General features: G+C 60.4%; 20 protein-coding genes and 4 pseudogenes. 15 read left to right on the top strand and 9 right to left on the bottom strand.

Features of this window, described 5'->3' with window-relative positions; translation table 11 throughout:
- Positions 1 to 29 precede the first annotated feature (29 nt).
- From HY028_00795 to cadA, 6 genes and pseudogenes are all read left to right on the top strand, one after another.
- Entirely contained in the window at positions 30 to 452 is a 423-nt protein-coding gene (locus HY028_00795; protein ID MBI3343412.1) for a hypothetical protein, read from the top strand.
- A gap of 83 nt (positions 453 to 535) precedes the next feature.
- Positions 536 to 787 (top strand): zf-TFIIB domain-containing protein, encoded by a 252-nt coding sequence (locus HY028_00790; GenBank protein ID MBI3343411.1) that lies wholly within the window; start codon positions 536 to 538, stop codon positions 785 to 787.
- A 9-nt stretch (positions 788 to 796) separates the two neighbouring features.
- The gene (locus HY028_00785) at positions 797 to 1,354 is read left to right on the top strand and encodes a hypothetical protein (GenBank protein MBI3343410.1); all 558 of its coding nucleotides are present in this window, start codon (positions 797 to 799) and stop codon (positions 1,352 to 1,354) included.
- A 172-nt stretch (positions 1,355 to 1,526) separates the two neighbouring features.
- A pseudogene (locus tag HY028_00780) lies at positions 1,527 to 1,966 on the top strand (MgtC/SapB family protein).
- A 65-nt stretch (positions 1,967 to 2,031) separates the two neighbouring features.
- A complete protein-coding gene (locus HY028_00775; GenBank protein MBI3343409.1) occupies positions 2,032 to 2,340 on the top strand; it encodes a zinc-ribbon domain-containing protein in 309 nt (102 codons plus the stop codon).
- 99 nt (positions 2,341 to 2,439) lie between these two features.
- Positions 2,440 to 4,758, top strand: coding sequence for a cadmium-translocating P-type ATPase (cadA, locus tag HY028_00770; GenBank protein MBI3343408.1), 2,319 nt, complete (start codon positions 2,440 to 2,442; stop codon positions 4,756 to 4,758).
- A gap of 95 nt (positions 4,759 to 4,853) precedes the next feature.
- Here the strand turns inward: cadA and HY028_00765 are convergent.
- From HY028_00765 to HY028_00740, 6 genes and pseudogenes are all read right to left on the bottom strand, one after another.
- Positions 4,854 to 5,450, bottom strand: a pseudogene (locus HY028_00765) (class I SAM-dependent methyltransferase).
- 33 nt (positions 5,451 to 5,483) lie between these two features.
- Positions 5,484 to 5,702 (bottom strand): hypothetical protein, encoded by a 219-nt coding sequence (locus tag HY028_00760; GenBank protein ID MBI3343407.1) that lies wholly within the window; start codon positions 5,700 to 5,702, stop codon positions 5,484 to 5,486.
- Between the two features lie 235 nt (positions 5,703 to 5,937).
- Complete coding sequence (locus HY028_00755) at positions 5,938 to 6,177, bottom strand: SHOCT domain-containing protein (protein MBI3343406.1); 240 nt, start codon at positions 6,175 to 6,177, stop codon at positions 5,938 to 5,940.
- An 86-nt stretch (positions 6,178 to 6,263) separates the two neighbouring features.
- A pseudogene (locus tag HY028_00750) lies at positions 6,264 to 7,309 on the bottom strand (DMT family transporter).
- A 355-nt stretch (positions 7,310 to 7,664) separates the two neighbouring features.
- Complete coding sequence (locus HY028_00745) at positions 7,665 to 8,444, bottom strand: carbonic anhydrase family protein (protein MBI3343405.1); 780 nt, start codon at positions 8,442 to 8,444, stop codon at positions 7,665 to 7,667.
- Between the two features lie 218 nt (positions 8,445 to 8,662).
- Positions 8,663 to 9,721, bottom strand: a pseudogene (locus HY028_00740) (UbiD family decarboxylase).
- Between the two features lie 261 nt (positions 9,722 to 9,982).
- Here HY028_00740 and HY028_00735 point away from each other — a divergent pair.
- A complete protein-coding gene (locus tag HY028_00735; GenBank protein ID MBI3343404.1) occupies positions 9,983 to 10,273 on the top strand; it encodes a hypothetical protein in 291 nt (96 codons plus the stop codon).
- Positions 10,274 to 10,432: 159 nt separating this feature from the next.
- Here the strand turns inward: HY028_00735 and HY028_00730 are convergent, their stop codons facing one another.
- Positions 10,433 to 10,732 (bottom strand): hypothetical protein, encoded by a 300-nt coding sequence (locus tag HY028_00730; GenBank protein ID MBI3343403.1) that lies wholly within the window; start codon positions 10,730 to 10,732, stop codon positions 10,433 to 10,435.
- Between the two features lie 72 nt (positions 10,733 to 10,804).
- Entirely contained in the window at positions 10,805 to 12,580 is a 1,776-nt protein-coding gene (locus HY028_00725; protein ID MBI3343402.1) for an N-acetylglutaminylglutamine amidotransferase, read from the bottom strand.
- 258 nt (positions 12,581 to 12,838) lie between these two features.
- On the opposite strand from HY028_00725, the gene HY028_00720 reads away from it, so the two are divergent.
- The 6 genes from HY028_00720 to HY028_00695 all read left to right on the top strand — a co-directional run bounded on the left by HY028_00720 (position 12,839) and on the right by HY028_00695 (position 16,484).
- The gene (locus HY028_00720; GenBank protein ID MBI3343401.1) at positions 12,839 to 13,336 is read left to right on the top strand and encodes a urate hydroxylase PuuD; all 498 of its coding nucleotides are present in this window, start codon (positions 12,839 to 12,841) and stop codon (positions 13,334 to 13,336) included.
- Between the two features lie 113 nt (positions 13,337 to 13,449).
- A complete protein-coding gene (locus tag HY028_00715) occupies positions 13,450 to 14,628 on the top strand; it encodes an aspartate aminotransferase family protein (protein ID MBI3343400.1) in 1,179 nt (392 codons plus the stop codon).
- Between the two features lie 13 nt (positions 14,629 to 14,641).
- Positions 14,642 to 15,547 (top strand): ornithine carbamoyltransferase, encoded by a 906-nt coding sequence (gene argF / locus HY028_00710; protein MBI3343399.1) that lies wholly within the window; start codon positions 14,642 to 14,644, stop codon positions 15,545 to 15,547.
- 29 nt (positions 15,548 to 15,576) lie between these two features.
- Positions 15,577 to 15,726: a hypothetical protein gene (locus HY028_00705; GenBank protein MBI3343398.1), complete on the top strand. Its 150-nt coding sequence runs from the start codon at positions 15,577 to 15,579 to the stop codon at positions 15,724 to 15,726.
- 160 nt (positions 15,727 to 15,886) lie between these two features.
- Complete coding sequence (locus HY028_00700) at positions 15,887 to 16,213, top strand: hypothetical protein (GenBank protein MBI3343397.1); 327 nt, start codon at positions 15,887 to 15,889, stop codon at positions 16,211 to 16,213.
- Positions 16,200 to 16,484 carry a hypothetical protein gene (locus HY028_00695; GenBank protein ID MBI3343396.1) on the top strand — a complete coding sequence of 95 codons (285 nt, stop codon included), beginning with the start codon at positions 16,200 to 16,202 and terminating at the stop codon, positions 16,482 to 16,484. The genes HY028_00700 and HY028_00695 overlap by 14 nt, the downstream gene beginning before the upstream one ends.
- Here HY028_00695 and HY028_00690 read toward each other — a convergent pair.
- Positions 16,452 to 17,987 carry a hypothetical protein gene (locus HY028_00690; protein MBI3343395.1) on the bottom strand — a complete coding sequence of 512 codons (1,536 nt, stop codon included), beginning with the start codon at positions 17,985 to 17,987 and terminating at the stop codon, positions 16,452 to 16,454. The genes HY028_00695 and HY028_00690 overlap by 33 nt on opposite strands.
- Positions 17,988 to 18,084: 97 nt before the next feature.
- On the opposite strand from HY028_00690, the gene HY028_00685 reads away from it, so the two are divergent.
- A complete protein-coding gene (locus HY028_00685) occupies positions 18,085 to 18,894 on the top strand; it encodes a cytochrome b/b6 domain-containing protein (protein MBI3343394.1) in 810 nt (269 codons plus the stop codon).
- Positions 18,891 to 19,655: a molybdopterin-dependent oxidoreductase gene (locus HY028_00680; protein MBI3343393.1), complete on the top strand. Its 765-nt coding sequence runs from the start codon at positions 18,891 to 18,893 to the stop codon at positions 19,653 to 19,655. The genes HY028_00685 and HY028_00680 overlap by 4 nt, the downstream gene beginning before the upstream one ends.
- The last annotated feature ends 105 nt before the right edge of the window (positions 19,656 to 19,760 follow it).

The raw sequence follows: 19,760 nt of genomic DNA, 5'->3' as shown, positions 1-19,760 counted from the left end.
TTTTTCACATTAACTTAAGGAGATACATCATGAAAAAATCAATTTTATTTGCCGCACTCACCACAGTTGCGCTATCCGCACCTCTTGCATTTGCCGATGAGGCGCACCACCCGGAGCAGGATAAAAAAGCCGCGCCAGCCAAATCAGGCAAGACCGCGGGTACCGCAGACAAACAAACCGATATGCAAATGGGCCAGATGCAGGAGCAGATGAAAAAAATGCAAGCACAGATGGAAGAGATCCGCAAAACCACGGACCCCAAGGAACGCCAGAAACTCATGCAGCAGCACATGGCAAGCATGCGCGAAGGCATGAAGACGATGCGCGGTATGTGTGACGACATGGAGGAGGGCGGCGGCATGATGGAAAAACACATGGAGATGATGCAGATGATGATGGACCAAATGACGGAACACCAGAATCAGCAGGAATCCATGCCAATGCCGAAATAAGCATCCCGTCCGCGTCCAGCACGGGCGCGGACTTCACGGAATAATCGAGGAAGTAAAATGCGTTCAACAGAAGGAGCAAGACCATGAAATGCCCGGTATGCAAAGAAGCGAATCTGGTGATGACCGAGCGCCAGGGAATCGAGATCGACTACTGCCCCGAATGCCGCGGCGTGTGGCTGGATCGCGGCGAGCTGGACAAGTTCATCGAGCACGCGGAGCGCCTGGCCGGCGACCGGCCGCGCGGCGATGCCCCCGAGCGGCACGAGCGCCACTCCCGTGATGACGAGTACCGGAGCAAGCCGCGCAAGTCCTTCCTGCGCGATTTGTTCGACTGAGGGGCAGGCATGAGCAGATGGCTCTGGATCGGCGGTCTGGGCTTGGTGATTTTACTGGCGCTCCTCGTCTGGGGGGTTATCGCCGGCATTGGCCTCGTCACGGACAGGCTGCCCCAGTGGCTCGCCGGCGGCAAGCAAATCGCCGCGCAGTCCGTGCAAAAGGCCGAGGAGGCGTTGCCTGGACTCAAGGAGCGAGTCGCGGAATCGAACCCCGGACTGGCGCGCACGATCGAAGAGTGGGCGCCGGGCGCGGCCCTGCCCAGGCAGGACGTGGGCGGCGAGGACATCGCGGGCCTCCCGCGCTTTCCCGGCATGGTGCGAGTCGCCTTCGGTGTCCATGAGCGGAAAAAGAGCGTGGCCTATAAGGGCGCGGCCGGTTTCGCCGAGGTCATCGCGTTCTATGCCCGCGAGATGGCGACGCTGGGATTCACCAAAGAAGTGACCGCCGCCTCCCCCGCTGAAGAGACCCATGCCTACGCCAAGGGAAACCGTCGCTTCGCGCTGAAGTTCGTGAAAACGTCACGGCTCGGCGCGGAGATGACCGAGGTGGAAATCCGGGAATTGTAAACCGCCCGCCCATGACGGCAGGTGCTGGAAAAGCATAAGGCAGAAGAGACGCCGCACGGTCCATGGCAAGGGCGGTGAACCGCGTGCCTTGGCTGCAAGGCTTTTTGGTACGGTACGGCACAGCGCTGGCGATTGTAGCCGTTGTATAGGCATGCGGAGATGAACGAAGAAAATGGATATCGAAACTGAACTTCTTTATGCCTCGCGCATGATTCTCGCTGCGCTGATAGGAGGATTGATCGGCTGGGAAAGAGAGCACCATGCGAGCGACGCGGGCATTCGAACTTACATGGCGATCTCTATAGGGGCTTGCGCATTCAGTTTGATATCCGCCCATGTGGCCAATGATCCGACCCGTATCGCGGCGCAAGTCGTCACCGGCATAGGCTTTATCGGAGCGGGCGTCATTTTTCAGGGTAAGGGGGTATTGCAGGACTCACGACCGCCGCAACGCTTTGGGCGACAGCGGCGGTGGGCATGGCCAGCGCTTTCGGGATGTATGTGTTGGCGATCCTCACGGGAGGGCTGATTTTTGCAACCCTCGCGCTTCATCACCTGCCCGGCTGGAAACGGCTTAGCCAAAAGCCCGGCAACCAAAATCATCCCGAATAAGCAGGTGTCGTCAATTAGCAGGGACAACTTTTGTCATCGTTAAATCAACTGCAAAGGAGTAAACCATGGGATTCTTCGAACGAATGTTGGGCAATTTGATGGGCGGCAGATATGGAGGCCACCACGGCGGCTATCAGGGCGGTCATCGTGGCGGTTCCAAACATGGCGGCTATCAAGGATATCCGCAGGACACTGGCCCAGGTGGGGGCAATCCCGGCAATCCTTGCCCCAAGTGCGGCAGCGCCAATGCGAACGAAGCGCGCTTCTGCCAGCAATGCGGCGCTTCCCTGTCGCCCGGTAAATGTTCCGGCTGCGGCGCGGAACTGCCAGCAGGCACCAAGTTTTGCAGCCAGTGCGGCAAACCCCAGCAGTAACGCGCACCCGGAACATCACCCGTGAAAGAGATCGATGCCTTTAAGCAGTAACGCAGCGCATACCACCGCTGTGACCGTTCGATTCCGAGGAGTAGCGCCATGGCCGAAAAACTTAAACTGGATTTGTCCCTGGTCTTGCCGGATGTTCCCGACGAGCGCGACGCCTGCGTGGGGCGGCTGACGGAACTGCTGCAAGCCGAAGGACTGGAAAAGGTGCACTTGGCCCGCGAAGACGGCAGCGCCCGCCTGTGCTTGCACTACGACCCGGAACGGTTCAGCGTGAGCCGGGTGCGCGAGCTGGCGCAAGCGGCCGGAGCCAAGCTCGGCAACCGCTATCGTCATGCGAGCCTGCGCATCGACGGCATGGATTGCCCCACCTGCGCCACGGTGATCGAACACGCGCTGCAACGCACGGATGGCGTGCTGGAAGCGTCGGTGAGCTACACCGCGGAACGGCTGCGCTTGGAATTCGACAACGAGAAAATTGAGCGCCCGGCGATTGTCGGCCGCATCCGGGCGCTCGGCTATGCCGTGCTGGAGGAAGGCCGCGAGGCGGGATGGTTCGCCGAGCATCGCGAGCTTATTTTTAGCGGAGTAGCCGGCTTGCTGTTGCTGGCCGGCTGGCTGGCGGGTCGCGCCGAGGCACCGCGCATCCTCTCGCTTGGGCTATTGCTGGGCGCGTACGCGGCCGGCGGTTTCTACACGCTGCGCGACGCCTGGCAGAGTGTGCGCAGCCGCCGCTTCGACATCGACACCCTGATGATCGTCGCGGCGGCCGGGGCGGCGGCGCTCGGCGCCTGGGAAGAAGGCGCGCTGCTGCTGTTCCTGTTCAGCCTGGGCCATGTGCTGGAGCACATGGCCATGGACCGCGCGCGCAAGGCCATCGAGGCGCTGGCGGAACTGGCGCCCAAGACCGCCGTCGTGCAGCGCGATGGCGCGGAGATCGAGGTACGTGTCGAAGAGTTGCTGCGTGGCGACCGGGCGATCGTCAAGCCCGGTCAGCGCATCCCCGCCGATGGCCAGGTGGCGACTGGCAACTCGGCGGTGGACCAGTCGCCGGTCACCGGCGAATCCATGCCGGTGGACAAACAGCCTGGCGACAAGGTATTCGCCGGCACGGTCAACGGCGAAGGCGTGTTGATGATCGAAGTGACCAAGCTGGCGCAGGAGAGCACGCTGGCGCGCATGGTAACGATGGTGGCCGAGGCGCAGACGCAGAAATCCCCCACCCAGCGCTTCACCGACCGCTTCGAGCGGATCTTCGTGCCGGCCGTGCTGGTGGGCGCCGCGTTGCTCATCGCGCTGCCGCCGCTGCTCGGCTTTCCGTTCGCCGAATCTTTTTACCGCGCCATGGCGGTGCTGGTGGCGGCGTCGCCGTGCGCGCTCGCCATCGCCACGCCGTCGGCGGTGCTGTCCGGCATCGCGCGCGCCGCGCGCGGCGGCGTGCTGATCAAGGGCGGCGTGCATCTGGAAAATCTCGGCGTGCTCACGGCCATCGCCTTCGACAAGACCGGCACCTTGACCGTCGGCAGACCTAAGGTGACTGACGTCGTCGCCGTCATCGGAGACGAGGCAGGTCTGCTGACCGTTGCCGCCGCCGTGGAAAGCCGCAGCGCGCATCCGCTGGCGCAGGCGGTGGTGACGGCGGCGAAGGAGCGCGGTTTAAGCTGGGGCGAGGCCGGGGAGATCGAAGCCGTGACCGGAAGAGGCGTGCGCGCCGAATTCGACGGGCAAAAAATCGCCATCGGCAACGCCAGGCTGTTTGACGGCGAACCCATCCCCAAAGTGGTTCAGCAGCACGCATTGCGCCTCCAGACCAAAGGCAAAAGCATCATGCTCATCCAGGCCGACGGGCAGTTCCTCGGCGTCGTGGGCCTGGCCGATACCCCGCGCGCCGGGGTGAAGCAGGTACTGGAACGCCTGCACCGGACCGGCATCCGCAAAACCATCATGCTCACCGGCGACAACGAACGCGTGGGCCGCGCCATCGCCGACGCGGTGGGCCTGGACGAAGTGAAAGCGGGGCTGTTGCCGGAAGACAAGGTCAAGGCCATGGAAGAACTCGGGCAGCGCTACGGCCAGGTGGCCATGGTCGGCGACGGCGTCAACGACGCCCCGGCCATGGCGCGCGCCACGGTCGGCATCGCCATGGGTGGCGCCGGCACCGACGTGGCGCTGGAAACCGCGGACGTGGCGTTGATGGCCGATGATCTCTCCAGGCTGCCCTTTGCCGTGGCCCTGAGCCGCGCATCGCGGCGCATCATCCGGCAGAATTTGTATGTGTCGCTGGGCGTGGTGGCCTTGCTGATTCCCGCGACGCTGTTCGGCTGGGCGGGGATCGGCGTGGCGGTGCTGATCCACGAGGGCTCGACGCTCGTCGTGGTGCTGAACGCGCTGAGATTGCTGGCCTATCGTTGATGAAGTACGAAATTTCAAACTCGGCAGCGGCCTGGGTTTGTCCAGGGGGTGGGTAGGGTGAAACGCTGTTTTGTAGGTTGATCACGCTGATGCCGTCACGGTGTGATGTTGGCGCGCGTGACCTCTCCCGAGACGACAAGGAAGCCACCCCAGGGCAGCGCGTTCGGAAGCACATATTCAGTGGCACGTGCGATGCACGAGCCGGATGGCAAGAAGATCGCGGTTCGAAACCGGATGTTGCCCATGGGCAAGACGGCGAGGGTAGGGCGCAGTTCCGTGTACGTATGCCAGTGCGCACCGTGGTATACGCCAGTGCCGCCGCCTCGGCCCTTGTCGCGCCATAGCAGGCTCGTGCGATTGAGAACGCCGATAGCGAAACGGGTGGGGTGACGCGTACGATTTCCTGCAAGGCGCGCGGCCAGTCCCTTATGAAACACTGTGTGGTCACGGACACCACGCGGTCGAAGCTCGCGTCGGCGAATGGCAGGGCACGGGCATCGCCCTCCGGGTCGCGTAGGCGAGCCATTCGGGGTCGTGTCGATCCCGGCCACGCGCAGTTCCGGCAGGGCCGCGAAGCGGCGGGTGAACCAGCCGGTGCCGCAGCCCACATCAAGCAGGCTGACATCCGGCTGGAGATCGAGTAGCTGGCACAGCAGCCGGAACTCAGTTTCGCCTATCCAGCGGCTGCGCACCGTGTCGTACCGAGCGTCGTAGTCGCCCTGGTTTCATTGATGGGCCAACTGCTGCCAAGCCTTGATCAGCACGGCGGCGACGTGGATGATGCCCTCCTCTGAAGTCATTGCCCCCGCCGAGAGCCGTACCGCGCCCGCTGCGCGGACGGAACGACTCCCATGGCTGGCCAGTACGCCGTTCACTGTGTCGTGTTCCGAATGGCAGGCAGAGCCCAGCGAGGCGGCCACGTCGGCACTCGCCGCTTGGAGCAATATCCGGCACGCATGCGGCAATGATCGTGGCGAGGGGCGCGGGGGCCGGTCGGCCGTCGCGGGCCGGGCCGGCCTGCGTGAGCATGAACGCCTGGATCACGAACACTCCGAGCGTTGCAAGCCCGTGCGTAATCCAGTGATGGCCGGTGACCGCTTTCGTCCGGGCCATAAGCGGCTCGTTGTTCTCCTTCACCACCACGAGCAGCGCGCGGCATGTCTCCTCCTCTGCTTCTGGTTATTCGAGATCCCGCTTTTTCTGCTCGTATTCCTCCCGGTCGATCTCGCCGCGGGCGTAGCGTTCTTGCACGATCTCCAATGGCGTCTTGCCGCGCGCGCCACGGTCTGACGATGACTGCGTCAGCAGCCAGCGGATCAACGCCGCGATTCCGAGAATGACCAGCCCCCAGAACAGCACCATGAACACGATGCCAAACCCCATTCCCCATCCGCCGAAGTGGTCCCAGTCGCTCATCATCTCATCTCTCCTCTGTGTTTATATTCAACGAAGCAACCTCAGGATAGACACCGATCCTCATTGTATCAGCGGCCTTCATCCAGGACTCAGTGCCGATGCCGGTGATGCAGATCGGGGTAATGGGGATGCCAATGCGTGATCGGCGCATGGACGTGCTCGTGTGCATGCGGCTCGTTCCCGTCCCACTCGAAGTCATGCTCGTGCCGGTGGTGTTCGTCATGGACATGCCGGTGGGCGTGACGGATCGGCTCCTGGGTGTGCTCGTGTCGATGGCGTTCGGTGAGATGAAGCCAGACCCCGGCAGCCATCAGCCCCGCCGCCGTCCAGAACCACGGTCCGGGGCGTTCCCCGAAGAAGAGCATGGCGATCAGCGCGCCGGTGAACGGCGCGGCGGAAAAGTAGGCGCCGGTCCGCGCCGTGCCCAGATTGCGCAGCGCCAACACGAAGAGCACCAGACTGACACCATAGCCGATGAACCCGACTGCGGCCGCCCCTGCGGCATGGAGCGGCGAAGGCAGCGTTCCCCCCATGAGGATGCCGAGCGCCAGATTGCTGCCGCCGGCGGCCAGTCCCTTGATCGAGGCGATCTGTGCCGCGTCGCTCGCCGATACCTTGCGGGTCAGGTTGTTGTCTATTGCCCAGCACAGGCACGCGCCGATCACCGCCAGGGCGCCCAAGGGCAGCGTGAAGCCGGCCGACGGGTCCCATGAGAGCAGCGCGCCCGCGGCCACGATGAAGCCCATGCCGAGCGCGATCCGCGCATCGAAGTTCTCGCGGAACACGAACCAGGCGAGCAGCGCCGTGAACACCCCTTCGAGATTCAGCAGCAGCGAGGCGGTGGCGCCGGGCACGGAACTCAGGCCCACATGAGCAGGACAGGCGCGGCCATCCCGCCCGCGGCGACCGCCCCCGCCAGCCAGGGCAGGTCCGGGCGTGTCAGCGGCGCCTCTGTCAAAGGCGCGGCGGTCAGGCGCCGCCATGCCCGCCAGCCGGACAAGCCCAGGCCGCTGCCGAGATAGAGCAGGCCCGCCAGAATCAGGGGTGAGGTTGTGCCGGTCAGCGACTTTGCCAGTGGCGTGCTCGCTCCGAACAGCACGGCGGCGAGCAGCGCCTGGTGGATGCCTGTCTGCATCGAAAATCCCCTCGGTTTCTTTCGTCTGCCAAGCGGGAGCAAAGCACCGTTTCCGCACGGCTGTGATGAGCGCGTCGCTCAGGGGCCTGCCGAAGCGGGGCCACCGCAGCCTGCGTCCCGGAAAATAACCGATGGCACCAGGCGTATGTAAAACAATTCGCCGGCCAGCTCCACCAGTGTTTGGGCCACGATGACGGCAGATGCCAGAATCCAGGCATCCGGCAAGGCCAGCGCCAGCGGAAGCACCACCAACGAGTGGAAGAGCGGCGATACAGAGGCTGGATCAACATGAAAAAGGGCCGCATTCGCGGCCCTTTTTGTTCAGGCGTCTACTCCAGCCCGCTGACCAGGATGCTTACTTGGAAGCAGCGATGGGGCGGTTGTTCTTCGGCTGGATCGGACGATTGGTCTTTGGATAGATATTGGTGTAGGCCTTCAGCTGCGCCTCGGTGATGGAGACCGGACTCATCATCACATGCCAGTTCACCCCTTCGGAGCAGGGTGGGGTGGTCAGAGAACCCTGGAAGTTGAAGTAGGCCTGATCGGCTGGCAGCAGATCGGCGGCGTTGATGTCGCCCTTGGCCGCCTGCTTGCCTTCCTTCTTGGGCATGGCGTCAGCGATCGTGTTCAGCACGGCATTGCCCTTGTCACTCTTATTCAACAGCACACCGACAACGGCCAGCTTGCCTTCGGCCGACTTGTGCACCAGGTGGACGTTCAGGTCGCCATGCTTGCCATTGATGGTCTCTTCGCTGGGCGCATGGAAGTGGAACTGCAACAGGTCGTACTTGACGCCATTCATGACCGCGTAGCTGCCTGGAGCATAATTAACCTGGATCGTGTGGCCGTTGTTGAGCACTTCAGGGTTGCTCATCTTGGCGTAGTGGAATTCGATGGGCTTCAGGTCGCCCTTCTTGGCTTCGCCGGAGACAATGTCGATAGGTGACTGAGTCTGACCCAGTTTGCAGGCGCCAAACTCTGACTTCAACTCGCCCCAATGCTCAGGACCTTCATGACCTTGATACCCCCAATGCACTTCATGTCCCTTGCCTTGCTCCTTGCTGTCAGCGCCCGCGTAAGCAGCCGGTGCCAGCGCCACGGCCAGCGCCGCCACAATCAAACGATGTTTCAACATAACTATTATTCTCCAATGTGTACGATGATCGAATCGAGTTGAACAGACTGACCGGCCAGAATGATCCCCGCCGGGCCAGCGCAGAGGCGATAATATTGTACGTCTTTCCAACGCTGACAACAAGCAGCGGCCATCTCTGTCATGACCCTGCTTGGCAAACGGGTATGGTAGGGGCGATTCATGAATCGCCCCTACATGAACCAGGCGCCAGCGGATTGTTAATCAATCCCCAGCGCCGCCCACATCTCGTTCACCCGTTGTTTCACCGCCGCATCCATCACAATCGGCTGCCCCCACTCGCGCGTGGTTTCCCCCGGCCACTTGTTGGTCGCGTCGAACCCCACCTTCGAACCCAAGCCTGAAACTGGCGAGGCGAAATCGAGATAATCGATCGGCGTGTTGTCGATGAACACCATGTCGCGGCGCGGGTCCATGCGCGTGGTCATCGCCCAGATCACATCCTTCCAGTCGCGCACATTCACATCGTCATCGGTGACAATCACAAACTTGGTGTACATGAACTGACGCAGAAAACTCCAGACGCCGAGCATCGCCCGCTTGGCATGACCGGCGTATTGTTTCTTAATACTGACGCAGGCAACACGATAGGAACACCCTTCCGGCGGCAAATAAAAATCGACGATCTCCGGAAACTGCTTTTGCAGAATCGGCACGAACACTTCGTTAAGCGCCACACCGAGCACCGCCGGTTCATCCGGCGGCCGGCCGGTGTAGGTGCTGTGATAAATCGGATTATCGCGATGGGTGATGCGATCGATGGTGAACACCGGAAATTTATCGACTTCATTGTAATAACCGGTGTGATCGCCAAACGGCCCTTCGTCGGCCATCTCGCCCGGATGAATATGCCCTTCCAGCACAAATTCCGCTGACGCCGGCACCTGCAAATCACTGCCCAGCGCCTTCACCACTTCGGTTTTACCACCGCGCAGCAAACTGGCAAATGCATATTCCGACAACGTATCCGGCACCGGCGTCACTGCACCGAGGATCGTCGCTGGATCAGCGCCCAGCGCCACCGCCACTGGAAATGGCTTGCCCGGATGCGCTTTTTGCCAATCCCGAAAATCCAATGCGCCGCCGCGATGCGCCAGCCAACGCATGATCACTTTATTGCGACCGATCACTTGCTGGCGATAAATCCCGAGATTTTGCCGTTCCTTGTGCGGCCCTTTGGTAATCACCGATGCCCAGGTAATCAACGGCCCGGCATCGCCCGGCCAACAGGTTTGAATCGGCAACTTGGAAAGATCGACAGCCGCGCCGTTAGGCGCACCTTGTGTGTTGCAACGAGTCGCTTCGCGACGAATTGGTGGGTTATGGCGCAAAAAAACGCGCCTAACCCACCCTACATTTTAGCGAGCTTCAAATAGCGATGCCCGAGCAGCCGCGTTGCGGCGGGCAACAGGATCAAGGTCACCGCCGCGACGACGATCATCAGCGTCGCAAAGAACGTCCCCACCGTGACATAGGGGGTCAGTGACGACAGCAGCAGCGGGGAGAAGCCGACTGGGATCGTGCGCGCCGGCCTGCAGCCCCTCCAGGGCCGCGTTGTCCACGCTCGATCCGCCGGCGGTGAACAGGCCGCTCAGCCCTACCTGGACGGGAATATGGCCGGGCGCCGCGGCAGTATGGATGGGGGCGGGCGCCGACTGGGCCTGTTGAGCCGCGCCCTCCATGGCACTGATGCGCGCCTTCAAAGATTTTATTTCCTGCTCGTAGGCCTGTTGCGTGTTCAGCATCTATTGCTCGAGTTGCCGCAGGCGTTGCTGCACTGCTTCGGCATCATCGGCCAACGGAGCGCCTGAATAGGCAAACATGCAGGCGGCCGCCGCCGCCCGCGAGTAGCGGGTGAATATATTCAACATACACGACTCCCAATAATATCTATCCGGTCTATCCGGTCAAAAAAACCAGGCCCACGACGCGCCATGCCTTGGCGAGCCGTAGAAGAAAACTGAAACAGATCAGGAGGGTAAGGGAGGGCCGCGGATAGGCCGCAGGCGCAAGGAGGTTTGACTGTAGAGTGAAGCGGCGTTTAAGGCTAAAACAAAGACCAGAATAAGCAGCAGAGCGGGCGGGGCGGGCGCGCACCACAGCGCGCCCGGCACATGACTGAGCTGGCATTCGCTGTGTCCGGCAGGGCCGCCGCCCTCTACCAGGTCGTGCTGGCTGACATGCAGCGCGGCGAACACCAGCGCAAAGGCCAGCAGCAGGCTCAGCAGTCTGCCGTGACAGGTACAGTTGCCGAATAGTCGCGCGTGCATGGTGGCGCACACCTTACAAGGTTTTTGTTGCGGTGACAAACTGCATCGAGGGGGCTGCTGGGACCTGGACGATCAACCGTCTACATTCACTTGCAGCCAATATTCCAGCAGCGCCAGTTGCCACAGCTTGCTGCCGTTGAGCGGCGTCATGTGTTGCTCGGGCGCGGCGAGCAGTTTTTCCACATAGGGGCGTTGAAACAGGCCGCGCTGGCGGCAGGCCTCCGAATGCAACACCTCGCGCATGAAATTTAGAAATTCCCCACGCACGTATTTGAGAGCAGGCATGGGGAAATAGCCCTTGGGGCGGTCAATCACGGCGTCCGGCAGCAGGCCGCGTGCGATCACCTTCAACGGGTGTTTGCCGCCGCTCTTGAGTTTTAATTCCGGCGGCATGCCGGCGGCGAGTTCAACCAATTCGTGATCGAGAAACGGCACTCGCGCCTCCAGCCCCCAAGCCATGGTCATGTTGTCCACGCGCTTGACCGGATCGTCCACGATCAGCGTGGCGACATCCATGCGTAGCACGCGATCCATAAACGTATCCGCTCCGGGCTCGGCAAGCAGTTGTTCGACCAGCCGCGCGCTGTGATCCGCGCCGTGATAATCAGGCGCAACAGTTTCTAAAAATTCCTGGTGTGTGCGGTCAAAGTAATGTTTGCGAAAACGTTCCAGATCGCTGCCGCGCTCCGCCTCCATAAGCGGATACCAGAAATAGCCGCCGAATACTTCATCCGCGCCTTGTCCGCTCTGCACCACCTTCACTTCCTTCGCCACGCGCTCGGCCAGCAGATAAAACGCCACCGCGTCTTGCCCCACCATGGGCTCGGACATGTTGCGCACGCACTCCGGCAGGCGTGCAAGCACTTCGCGGTTGGGGATTAAAAAACGATGGTGCTGTGTCGCGTACCGCTCTGCGACCTGATCCGAAAACTCAAACTCGCTGCCCTTTTCTGCGCCCACATCTTCAAAGCCGATAGAAAATGTAAGCAGATTTTTTTGCCCGGCCTCGGCGAGCAGCGCCACGATCAAGCTGGAATCGAGCCCGCCGGAGAGCAACACGCCGACCGGCACGTCGGCAATCACGCGGCGTTTTTCCACCGCCTCACGCAGTTTTTGATGGATGGCTTCGATCCACTCTTGTTCGGATTTCGGCTGTGGCGGACGCTGCGCGTCGAGCCGCCAATACGGGCGTGTGGTGATGCGGGCTTGCGTATCCACGGTCATGGTCGTGGCGGGTGCGAGCTTGCGTATGCCTTGCAATATCGTGCGCGGCGCGGGCACTACGGCATGCAGCGTGAGTTGATGATGGAGCGCAATGGGGTCTAGGCGCATATCCACTTCGCCCGCGTCGAGCAGGGCCTGGGTGGTGGAGGCGAAACGCAAATAATTTTGGCTGTGTGTGTAATACAGCGGTTTGATGCCCAGGCGGTCGCGCGCCAGAAAGAGTGTTTGCTTGCCGCCGTCCCAGATGGCGAAGGCGAACATGCCATGCAGGCGTTCTACGCAGCGTTCGCCCCACGCGGCGTAGGCCTTGAGTATTACCTCGGTGTCGCCGTCGGAAAGGAATTGGAAGCCATGGGTTTGTAATTCGGCGCGCAGCAGTTTGTAATTGTAAATAGTGCCGTTGAAGACGATGTTGAGGCCCAGTTCGTTATCCCCCATCGGCTGGTGCGAGCGTTGCGATAAATCAATGATCGCGAGCCTGCGATGGCCGAAGGCAAGCGGGCCGTCTTGATAATAGCCGCTGTCGTCCGGACCGCGCCGGGCAAGCGCCGCGGTCATGCGTTCCACCGCGCGCCTATCCGGCGCCAGGCCGTCAAATCTCAGTTCGCCGCTAATTCCGCACATGTTTTGGGGACTTTGTCTGTTGCATTGTCAGGCGGGCTGCTTTACTCTTTAAGCGGCTATCTTATGAGATCTCCGGCTCAATCAGAGATTCCCTAGCCTTATCCCAACCACGGAGGATAAAAAACGATGAAGAATCCGCTCGACTCTATTCTAGGAACCATTATATCAGGGCTGGTATTGACGATTGTATTGGCGTTGATCGCCAACGCGATTGTATAAACCGTTTACTGAGCTTCTACATTACACAGAGGAATGATTATGGAATGGTTACCGCTACTCGAACGCTGGGTCCATTTTCTCGCAGGCATCGTCTGGATCGGCCTGCTATATTACTTTAACTTTGTGCAAGCACCTGCGATGGCGGCGGCCGCTGCCGATCAAGGCGGGCCGGGAGGTGCGGGCATTACCAAATATGTGCTGCCGCGTGCACTGCTCTGGTTCCGCTGGTCGGCGCTCGTCACCTGGCTCGCGGGCGCTGCGTTGTTAGGGCCACGCTTTGTGCCTGCCTTCACGCTTCAGGGCAACGATGCCATCATCGGCTTAGGCGCCTGGCTGGGCACGATTATGCTGTTGAATGTATGGGGAATAATTTGGCCGAACCAGAAAAAGGTGTTGGGGCTCAAACCCGCTACGGACGCCGAGAAGGCCAAGGCGCGCCGCGCGGCCTTTCTTGCTTCACGCACCAACACCGCGCTTTCTATCCCCATGCTGTTCTTTATGGGCGCCTCGGGCCACGGCGTGACACTGTTTACCTGATGTCGTACTACACACCGCTTACATTTGCCGTTAGGCGTTTTTAGGTTAAAATCGCATTTTACAACTGGCGGCCCTGTCATGGGGCTGCCTTTTTGTTTTTGGGATTCTGGAACATGACGGATTCATTAATGTCCACCTATAACCGGCTGCCGGTCACCTTCGATCACGGCGCCGGCGCCTGGTTGTGGGACAACCACGGCCGTAAATATCTCGATGCCCTCAGCGGGGTGGCGGTGTGCGGTTTAGGTCATGCCCATCCGGCGGTGACCGAGGCGATTTGTACACAGGCCGGACGCCTGGTGCACACCTCTAATCACTACGGCGTTGCGAGACAAGAAGAATTGGCGGCCGAACTGATCCGCCTGTCCGGTATGGATAAGGTGTTTTTCTGCAACTCCGGCGCGGAGGCCAACGAGGCCGCCATCAAACTCGCGCGCCTCTACGGCCATCAAAAAGGCATCCAGTTGCCTACCATCGTGGTTGCGGAGGACAGCTTCCATGGCCGCACCCTGGCCACCCTCACCGCCACCGGCAACCGCCGCATCCAGGCCGGCTTCGAGCCGCTGGTGCAAGGCTTTGTGCGGGTCGCCTTTAACGATCTCGATGCGCTGCGTACCGTCGCCAGAAACAATCACAACATCGTCGCGGTGCTGATTGAGCCCATACAGGGCGAGGGCGGCGTCAACGTCCCCGATGAACATTATCTCAGCGGCGTGCGCGCCTTGTGCGATGAATACGGTTGGCTCATGATGCTTGACGAGATTCAAACCGGCATGTGCCGCACCGGCAAGTGGTTCGCCTTCCAGCACAGCGATATAAAACCCGATGTCATGACGCTGGCCAAGGGACTCGGCAACGGCGTACCGATCGGCGCCTGCCTTGCGCTAGGCGAGGCCGCGCAGACCTTTAAGCCCGGCAGTCATGCGACCACCTTTGGCGGAAATCCCCTGGCGTGCAGTGCGGCGCTAGCCGTGATTCACTGCTTGGAGCAGGGGCATCTCGCGGAGCGCGCCGCTGTCTTGGGCGAGCACATGCTCAACGGCTTTGCGCGCGCACTGGCCGGTCATCAGCAGGTACGGGCCATCCGCGGCAAGGGCCTGATGATCGGTATCGAATTGTATCGTCCCTGCGCCGAGCTGGTCGGCCAGGCGCTTTCACAGGGTCTGCTCATCAACGTCACCGCCGAGAGAGTGGTGCGGCTGTTGCCGCCGCTTATCCTCACTGACGGTGAGGCCGACCAGATCATCGAGGGTGTGAGTACATTGATACACGCCTTTGCCAAAGCCGCCTAGCGTCGTCTGACCTATGGCCGTGCGTCACTTTTTGACCCTGGCGGACCTCACCGCCGCCGAACTGCATACATTGATTCGGCGCGCGATAGAGCTCAAGAACATGCTGCGCGCCGGCGAGCGTTACGAACCGTTGAAAAATAAAGTGCTGGCGCTGATCTTCGAGAAATCCTCGACGCGCACCCGGGTGTCTTTCGAGAGCGGCATGATCCAGTTTGGCGGCGGCGCGATCTTTTTGTCACCGCAGGATACCCAGCTCGGACGCGGCGAGCCGGTGGAGGATACCGCGCGCGTACTGTCGCGGATGGTGGACGCCATCGTAGTGCGCACCTTCGCCCACGAAAAGCTGGAGCGCTTCGCGGCGCACTCGCAGGTGCCGGTCATCAATGCACTCACCGATACCTACCATCCCTGTCAGTTGCTCGCCGACATTCAGACTTACGTCGAGCAGCGCGGCGACATCAAGGGCAAGACCGTGGCCTGGGTGGGTGACGGCAACAATATGTGTCACTCCTATATCGAGGCGGCGCGGCTGTTTGAGTTTAACCTGCGCATCGCCTCACCGCCGGGCTACGATCCGGCCCGTGCCCTGCTCAAGGCAGGCGCGAAGAACGCCAAACTGGTCCGCGATCCGCGTGAGGCCGTGAAAGACGCCGACCTGGTCGTCACCGATGTCTGGGCGAGCATGGGCCAGGAACAGGAGCAGGATACACGCGCCCGCGATTTTGCGGATTATCAGGTGAACTCCAAGCTCATGGCGCTCGCCAGACCGGACGCACTGTTCATGCACTGCCTGCCTGCACATCGCGGCGAAGAGGTGAGCGCCGAAGTCATAGACGGCCCGCAGAGTGTGGTGTGGGATGAGGCGGAAAACCGCCTGCACGCGCAGAAGGCGCTGCTGGAACTATTGATGGGAAGCTGATTTTTGCCACATAAACTCAAGAGCGCCTCATGAGAAATTTTTACCGAGATTTACTCAGTGGGCTAAACCTCGCTCTATTCAAAAAAGTTCGTCCCGCTGATTTTCATATCAGTCTGGAGCAGGTCGTTGCGCTGTTCGCGCTCGACCTGTTGCTCTCGATCGGCGCCGATTATTTTTGAATCGGCGCCCCGGCGCAGTTCAACCTGTGGGGATTATCTTCCTACAGCCTGAGTTTAACCCTCCTGCTGCTCGCCTGTGTAGTCATCGCCTGGCTGTACCGCATGCCCTATCTGGTGCTGGAGGTACTGGTGATTACCGGGAGCGCCATGCCCATCATCTATGTCGCAACCCTGTTACTGGGGCAGCTATTCGCAAGTTCCGCCAGGCCTGCCACAACGACTGATCTATTACAGCTATTACGCCCTCGTTGTCTGGCAAGCGTCGATTTTCTTTCTCAGTCTCAAACTGTTGAGCGCGCGCCGCCTGCCGCGGCTGCTACCGGTGTTTGCTGTGTTTTGGGTGATCTCCGTCTTGCCATTATATTATCTGCCACACACCGATTTTTGGCTGGCCGATAGGGACGAGGTTTCATCTTCAGCCCCGCGCAAGTGGGTAAACGCGGAGCAGGTATTTTACCGTCAGCCGGAATTGATTGCCGAGGCATAAGGCCAAGCTATTGCCAGAACGGCCGGGAATCAGTGACCTGTATTTCGTCGGCATGGGCAGTTATGCTCTGCAAGACGTCTTCATGAAGGAGGTGCGTTACATCCAGCGCCAGTTCGATGAACGGTTTGACACGCGCGGCCGCTCCGTCTCGCTAATCAATAACGAAAAAACAGCGCAAATCTACGTGGGCAAGGAAATGGAAGGCAAGCTTAAAGATCTGGAGCGCCTTGGCGCGGAATCAATGAGCTTCCATAGCCGGCTGCGGCACTAGTTCAAAATACCTTTCTAAAATATCCGGATCATCGAAATGCCTGCGCCCCACAAAGGCGGTGGCGTGATGTCCCCATTGGCGCATCGCGCCGGGTTGAGGGATACCCATCGGCCAGAAAAAATATCTTTCGCCGCGCTCGCTGCCCGGCACGATGCCATCGCTTAGAAACAGGCTGCGCCTTCCACCGTATAAAGTGGGCAACGAGCGCAGGTCATCATAGCCGGCCCACCGATAACCGAGGGTGTGCCTTGTTACTGTGGGAGACCCTAACACCCGTTGCAAATAGTGCGTAGTGTGCGCAATACGTAGTGTCAGATGTGCTCCCGGCTGCAATTCCGGCGCAAGCTGAGGAACGAAGGCGGTTTCTTCCAGGGTCTCCGGCTGGCCGCGGGGCACGGCGCGGAGAGCAGGAATAAACAGATGGTAACAGCCGCAATTGTGGATGATGTCGTACATCCATGGACGGCCGTCGGGCGTTAAGGTCACGCGCCAGGTGATCCCATCCATATGGCCGCCCAAGAGATCGAATGCGCCGCTCTGCGGGCGCGCGGGGAACCACACGACGTAATTCAACTGGAGCAGGATTTCATCTGCGTAACGGGTGTATGAACTAAGCGTGTAGAGGGTAGGCCGAGCGGTATCAACGACAGGGTTTTCGCCGTTTGCCCACATCGGCGCGCCAAGGCGATCGTCCTCCGATAGGGTATCCACTTCAAAAATGGGCGCAAAATTCTCGAAGAGGTGCTGTAACTCCGCAGCGCTCGGCTCGGGGATACGCAGCGGATTGCGGCGGGCGCGTTCCAATATTGCCGCAACCTCGTGCGCGCTGAGCGGCGGGGATGCAACAGCCGGTGCATAACGAATGAGCTGTCCATCTACGGGTAGTGCGGCGACGTCGCGCGCAAACACCTGGCGCACATCTTCATGCCAGCGATCAATGCCCCAGGCGAAGGCCATCGCAGTCAGCGGGTACAAGCCCGCCACACGTTGCCAGCTACGGTATTCGGGTGGCGCGCGCACGATCGTTCTAAGCGCTTCACGCCGCTGCGGGTCGTTCATGTCGGAGCCGCGCAACATACCACCGCACTCGCGTATCGCCGCGTTGAGATCATTGCTGTTTATGCCTGCCGGAATGAAACGCAGCAGACGGACACGCTCGGCTTCGCCAAGGTTGTTGAGTTCAACGCGATAGCCGGTTTCCGCCAAGGTTTGCATCCTCTCCACCCAAGCGGTAAAGACCGCATTTGAGGCCGCTTCGGTGCGGAAACTGGAAAGAAAACGATCGGCGCGCAGATAGGGGAAGCCTGGGATACGGGCAGCCTGCGCATCGGCCGCGCCCGCATTCATCACCGCCTGGTCAACACTTGAAAAAAATTCCTCGCAAGGCCGTGCCGGGCCACCGCGCCCTTCCTCCGGCGCACTGACGTGGGGCAATCCGGCGCAGCCGTTCAATACAACAGCCGCGCTGAACAGCGCTAATAAAAAGACAATAGCCCTGTACATAAACGAGGATTGTAGTACGATTTTAATCGGAGTAGGCTAATAACAGTGATTACGCGCGGGCAAACAAAAACGTTTGCCCATGCTACAGGTATGCAGAATGAATAATAAAACCGCAATCTGGATCTATCGTCACAGCCTGCCGGTCCGTCTGATGCACTGGGTCAATGTGTTGTGCCTCATAATTTTGGTGATGAGCGGCCTACAAATCTTCAACGCCCATCCCTCTCTCTACTGGGGCGAACGCTCCGATCCGGGCAAGGCCCTGCTCAGCCTGAAGGCCATGCGCGATGAGAGCGGCCAGTTGATTGGCATGACCCGCGTCCTCGATTACGCGTATGACACCACGGGCGTCCTCGGCGTCTCGACGAACGGCGCGGGACAAACACGCGCCCGCGGATTTCCCGACTGGGCTACCCTACCCGGCTCGCAGTGGCTCGCGATGGGGCGGCGCTGGCACCTGTTTTTCGCCTGGCTGTTTGTCGTAAACGGCCTGCTGTTCGTACTCTACGCTATCATCAGCCGGCACCTTGCCAATGACCTCATCCCCTGGTGGAAGGATCTTCGCGGCATCGGCCGCTCCGTGCTCGATCATCTTCTGTTCCGCCATCCCAAGGGTGAGGCCGCGCGCCGCTACAACGTGCTGCAGAAGATCACCTATATCCTGGTGATCTTCGGCCTGGGGCCGCTGATCGTACTCACCGGCTTGTCCATGTCGCCGATGCTGAACGCCTCCTTTCCCGAATTGTTGACGCTATTCGACGGCCGGCAATCGGCCCGCACGATTCATTTTATCACCGCCTTCGCCTTCATCGCCTTTGTGCTGATTCACGTCTTCATGGTGCTGATCAGCGGTGTCTGGAATAATCTGCGCTCCATGATTACCGGCTGGTATACGGTGCGCTCATGAACAAAATAAATCGCCGCAATTTTATTTTCAGGGCCCTCGGAGGGATCTCAGCGCTGTTTTTGGCAGGCTGCGACAAGCTGTCCCGCAACGACGGATTCGTACGGATGCTGGAAAGCGCCGAGCAACTTACCTATCGCGTTCAACGCCTGGTCACGGCGCGCAACGCGATGGCGAAGGAATTCAGCGCAGCGGATCTCTCCCCGGTATTTCGCAGCAACGGCACCGACAATCCAGACAGTCCCGAGTATCGGGCGCTCGCCGCCAATGAGTTTATCAACTGGCGTCTGGAGGTCACAGGGCTGGTCGAACACCCAGGCAGCCTTTCCTTGGCCGAATTGCACTCACTGCCTGCACGCACGCAGATCACCCGCCACGATTGCGTGGAGGGCTGGAGCGCCATCGGCAAGTGGAAGGGCGTGCGGCTCGGCACCGTGCTGGAGCGGGTCAAGCCGCTGCCCAATGCCCGCTATGTGATGTTTTATTGCGCCGATCCGATGGATGAGGACGGTAAGAAATATTACGAAAGCGTAGACATGGAAGATGCCTATCATCCGCAGACGATCTTGGCCTACGAGCTCAACGATAAGCCGCTGCCCATCGCCAACGGCGCGCCGCTGCGGCTGCGCGTGGAGCGCCAGCTCGGTTACAAACACGCTAAATATCTGATGAAGATCGAGCTGGTGGAGAGCTTTGAGAAGATCGCCGACGGCAATGGCGGCTACTGGGAAGATGAAGGCTACGAGTGGTATGCGGGGATTTAGAGCATATCCATAAATAGCTCCCCTGTGTCTCCCTTGCGATGAAAAGGCTTCACCACGGAGGGCGCGGAGGAGAAACAAACCCTTCTTGTAAGGTATTCCTCTGCG

This window comes from Gammaproteobacteria bacterium (genome assembly GCA_016195665.1).
Taxonomy (GTDB): Bacteria; Pseudomonadota; Gammaproteobacteria; order SURF-13; family SURF-13; genus JACPZD01.
The sequence above is the reverse complement of the archived record's forward strand: the minus strand, read 5'-3'. Positions and strand labels throughout refer to the sequence as shown.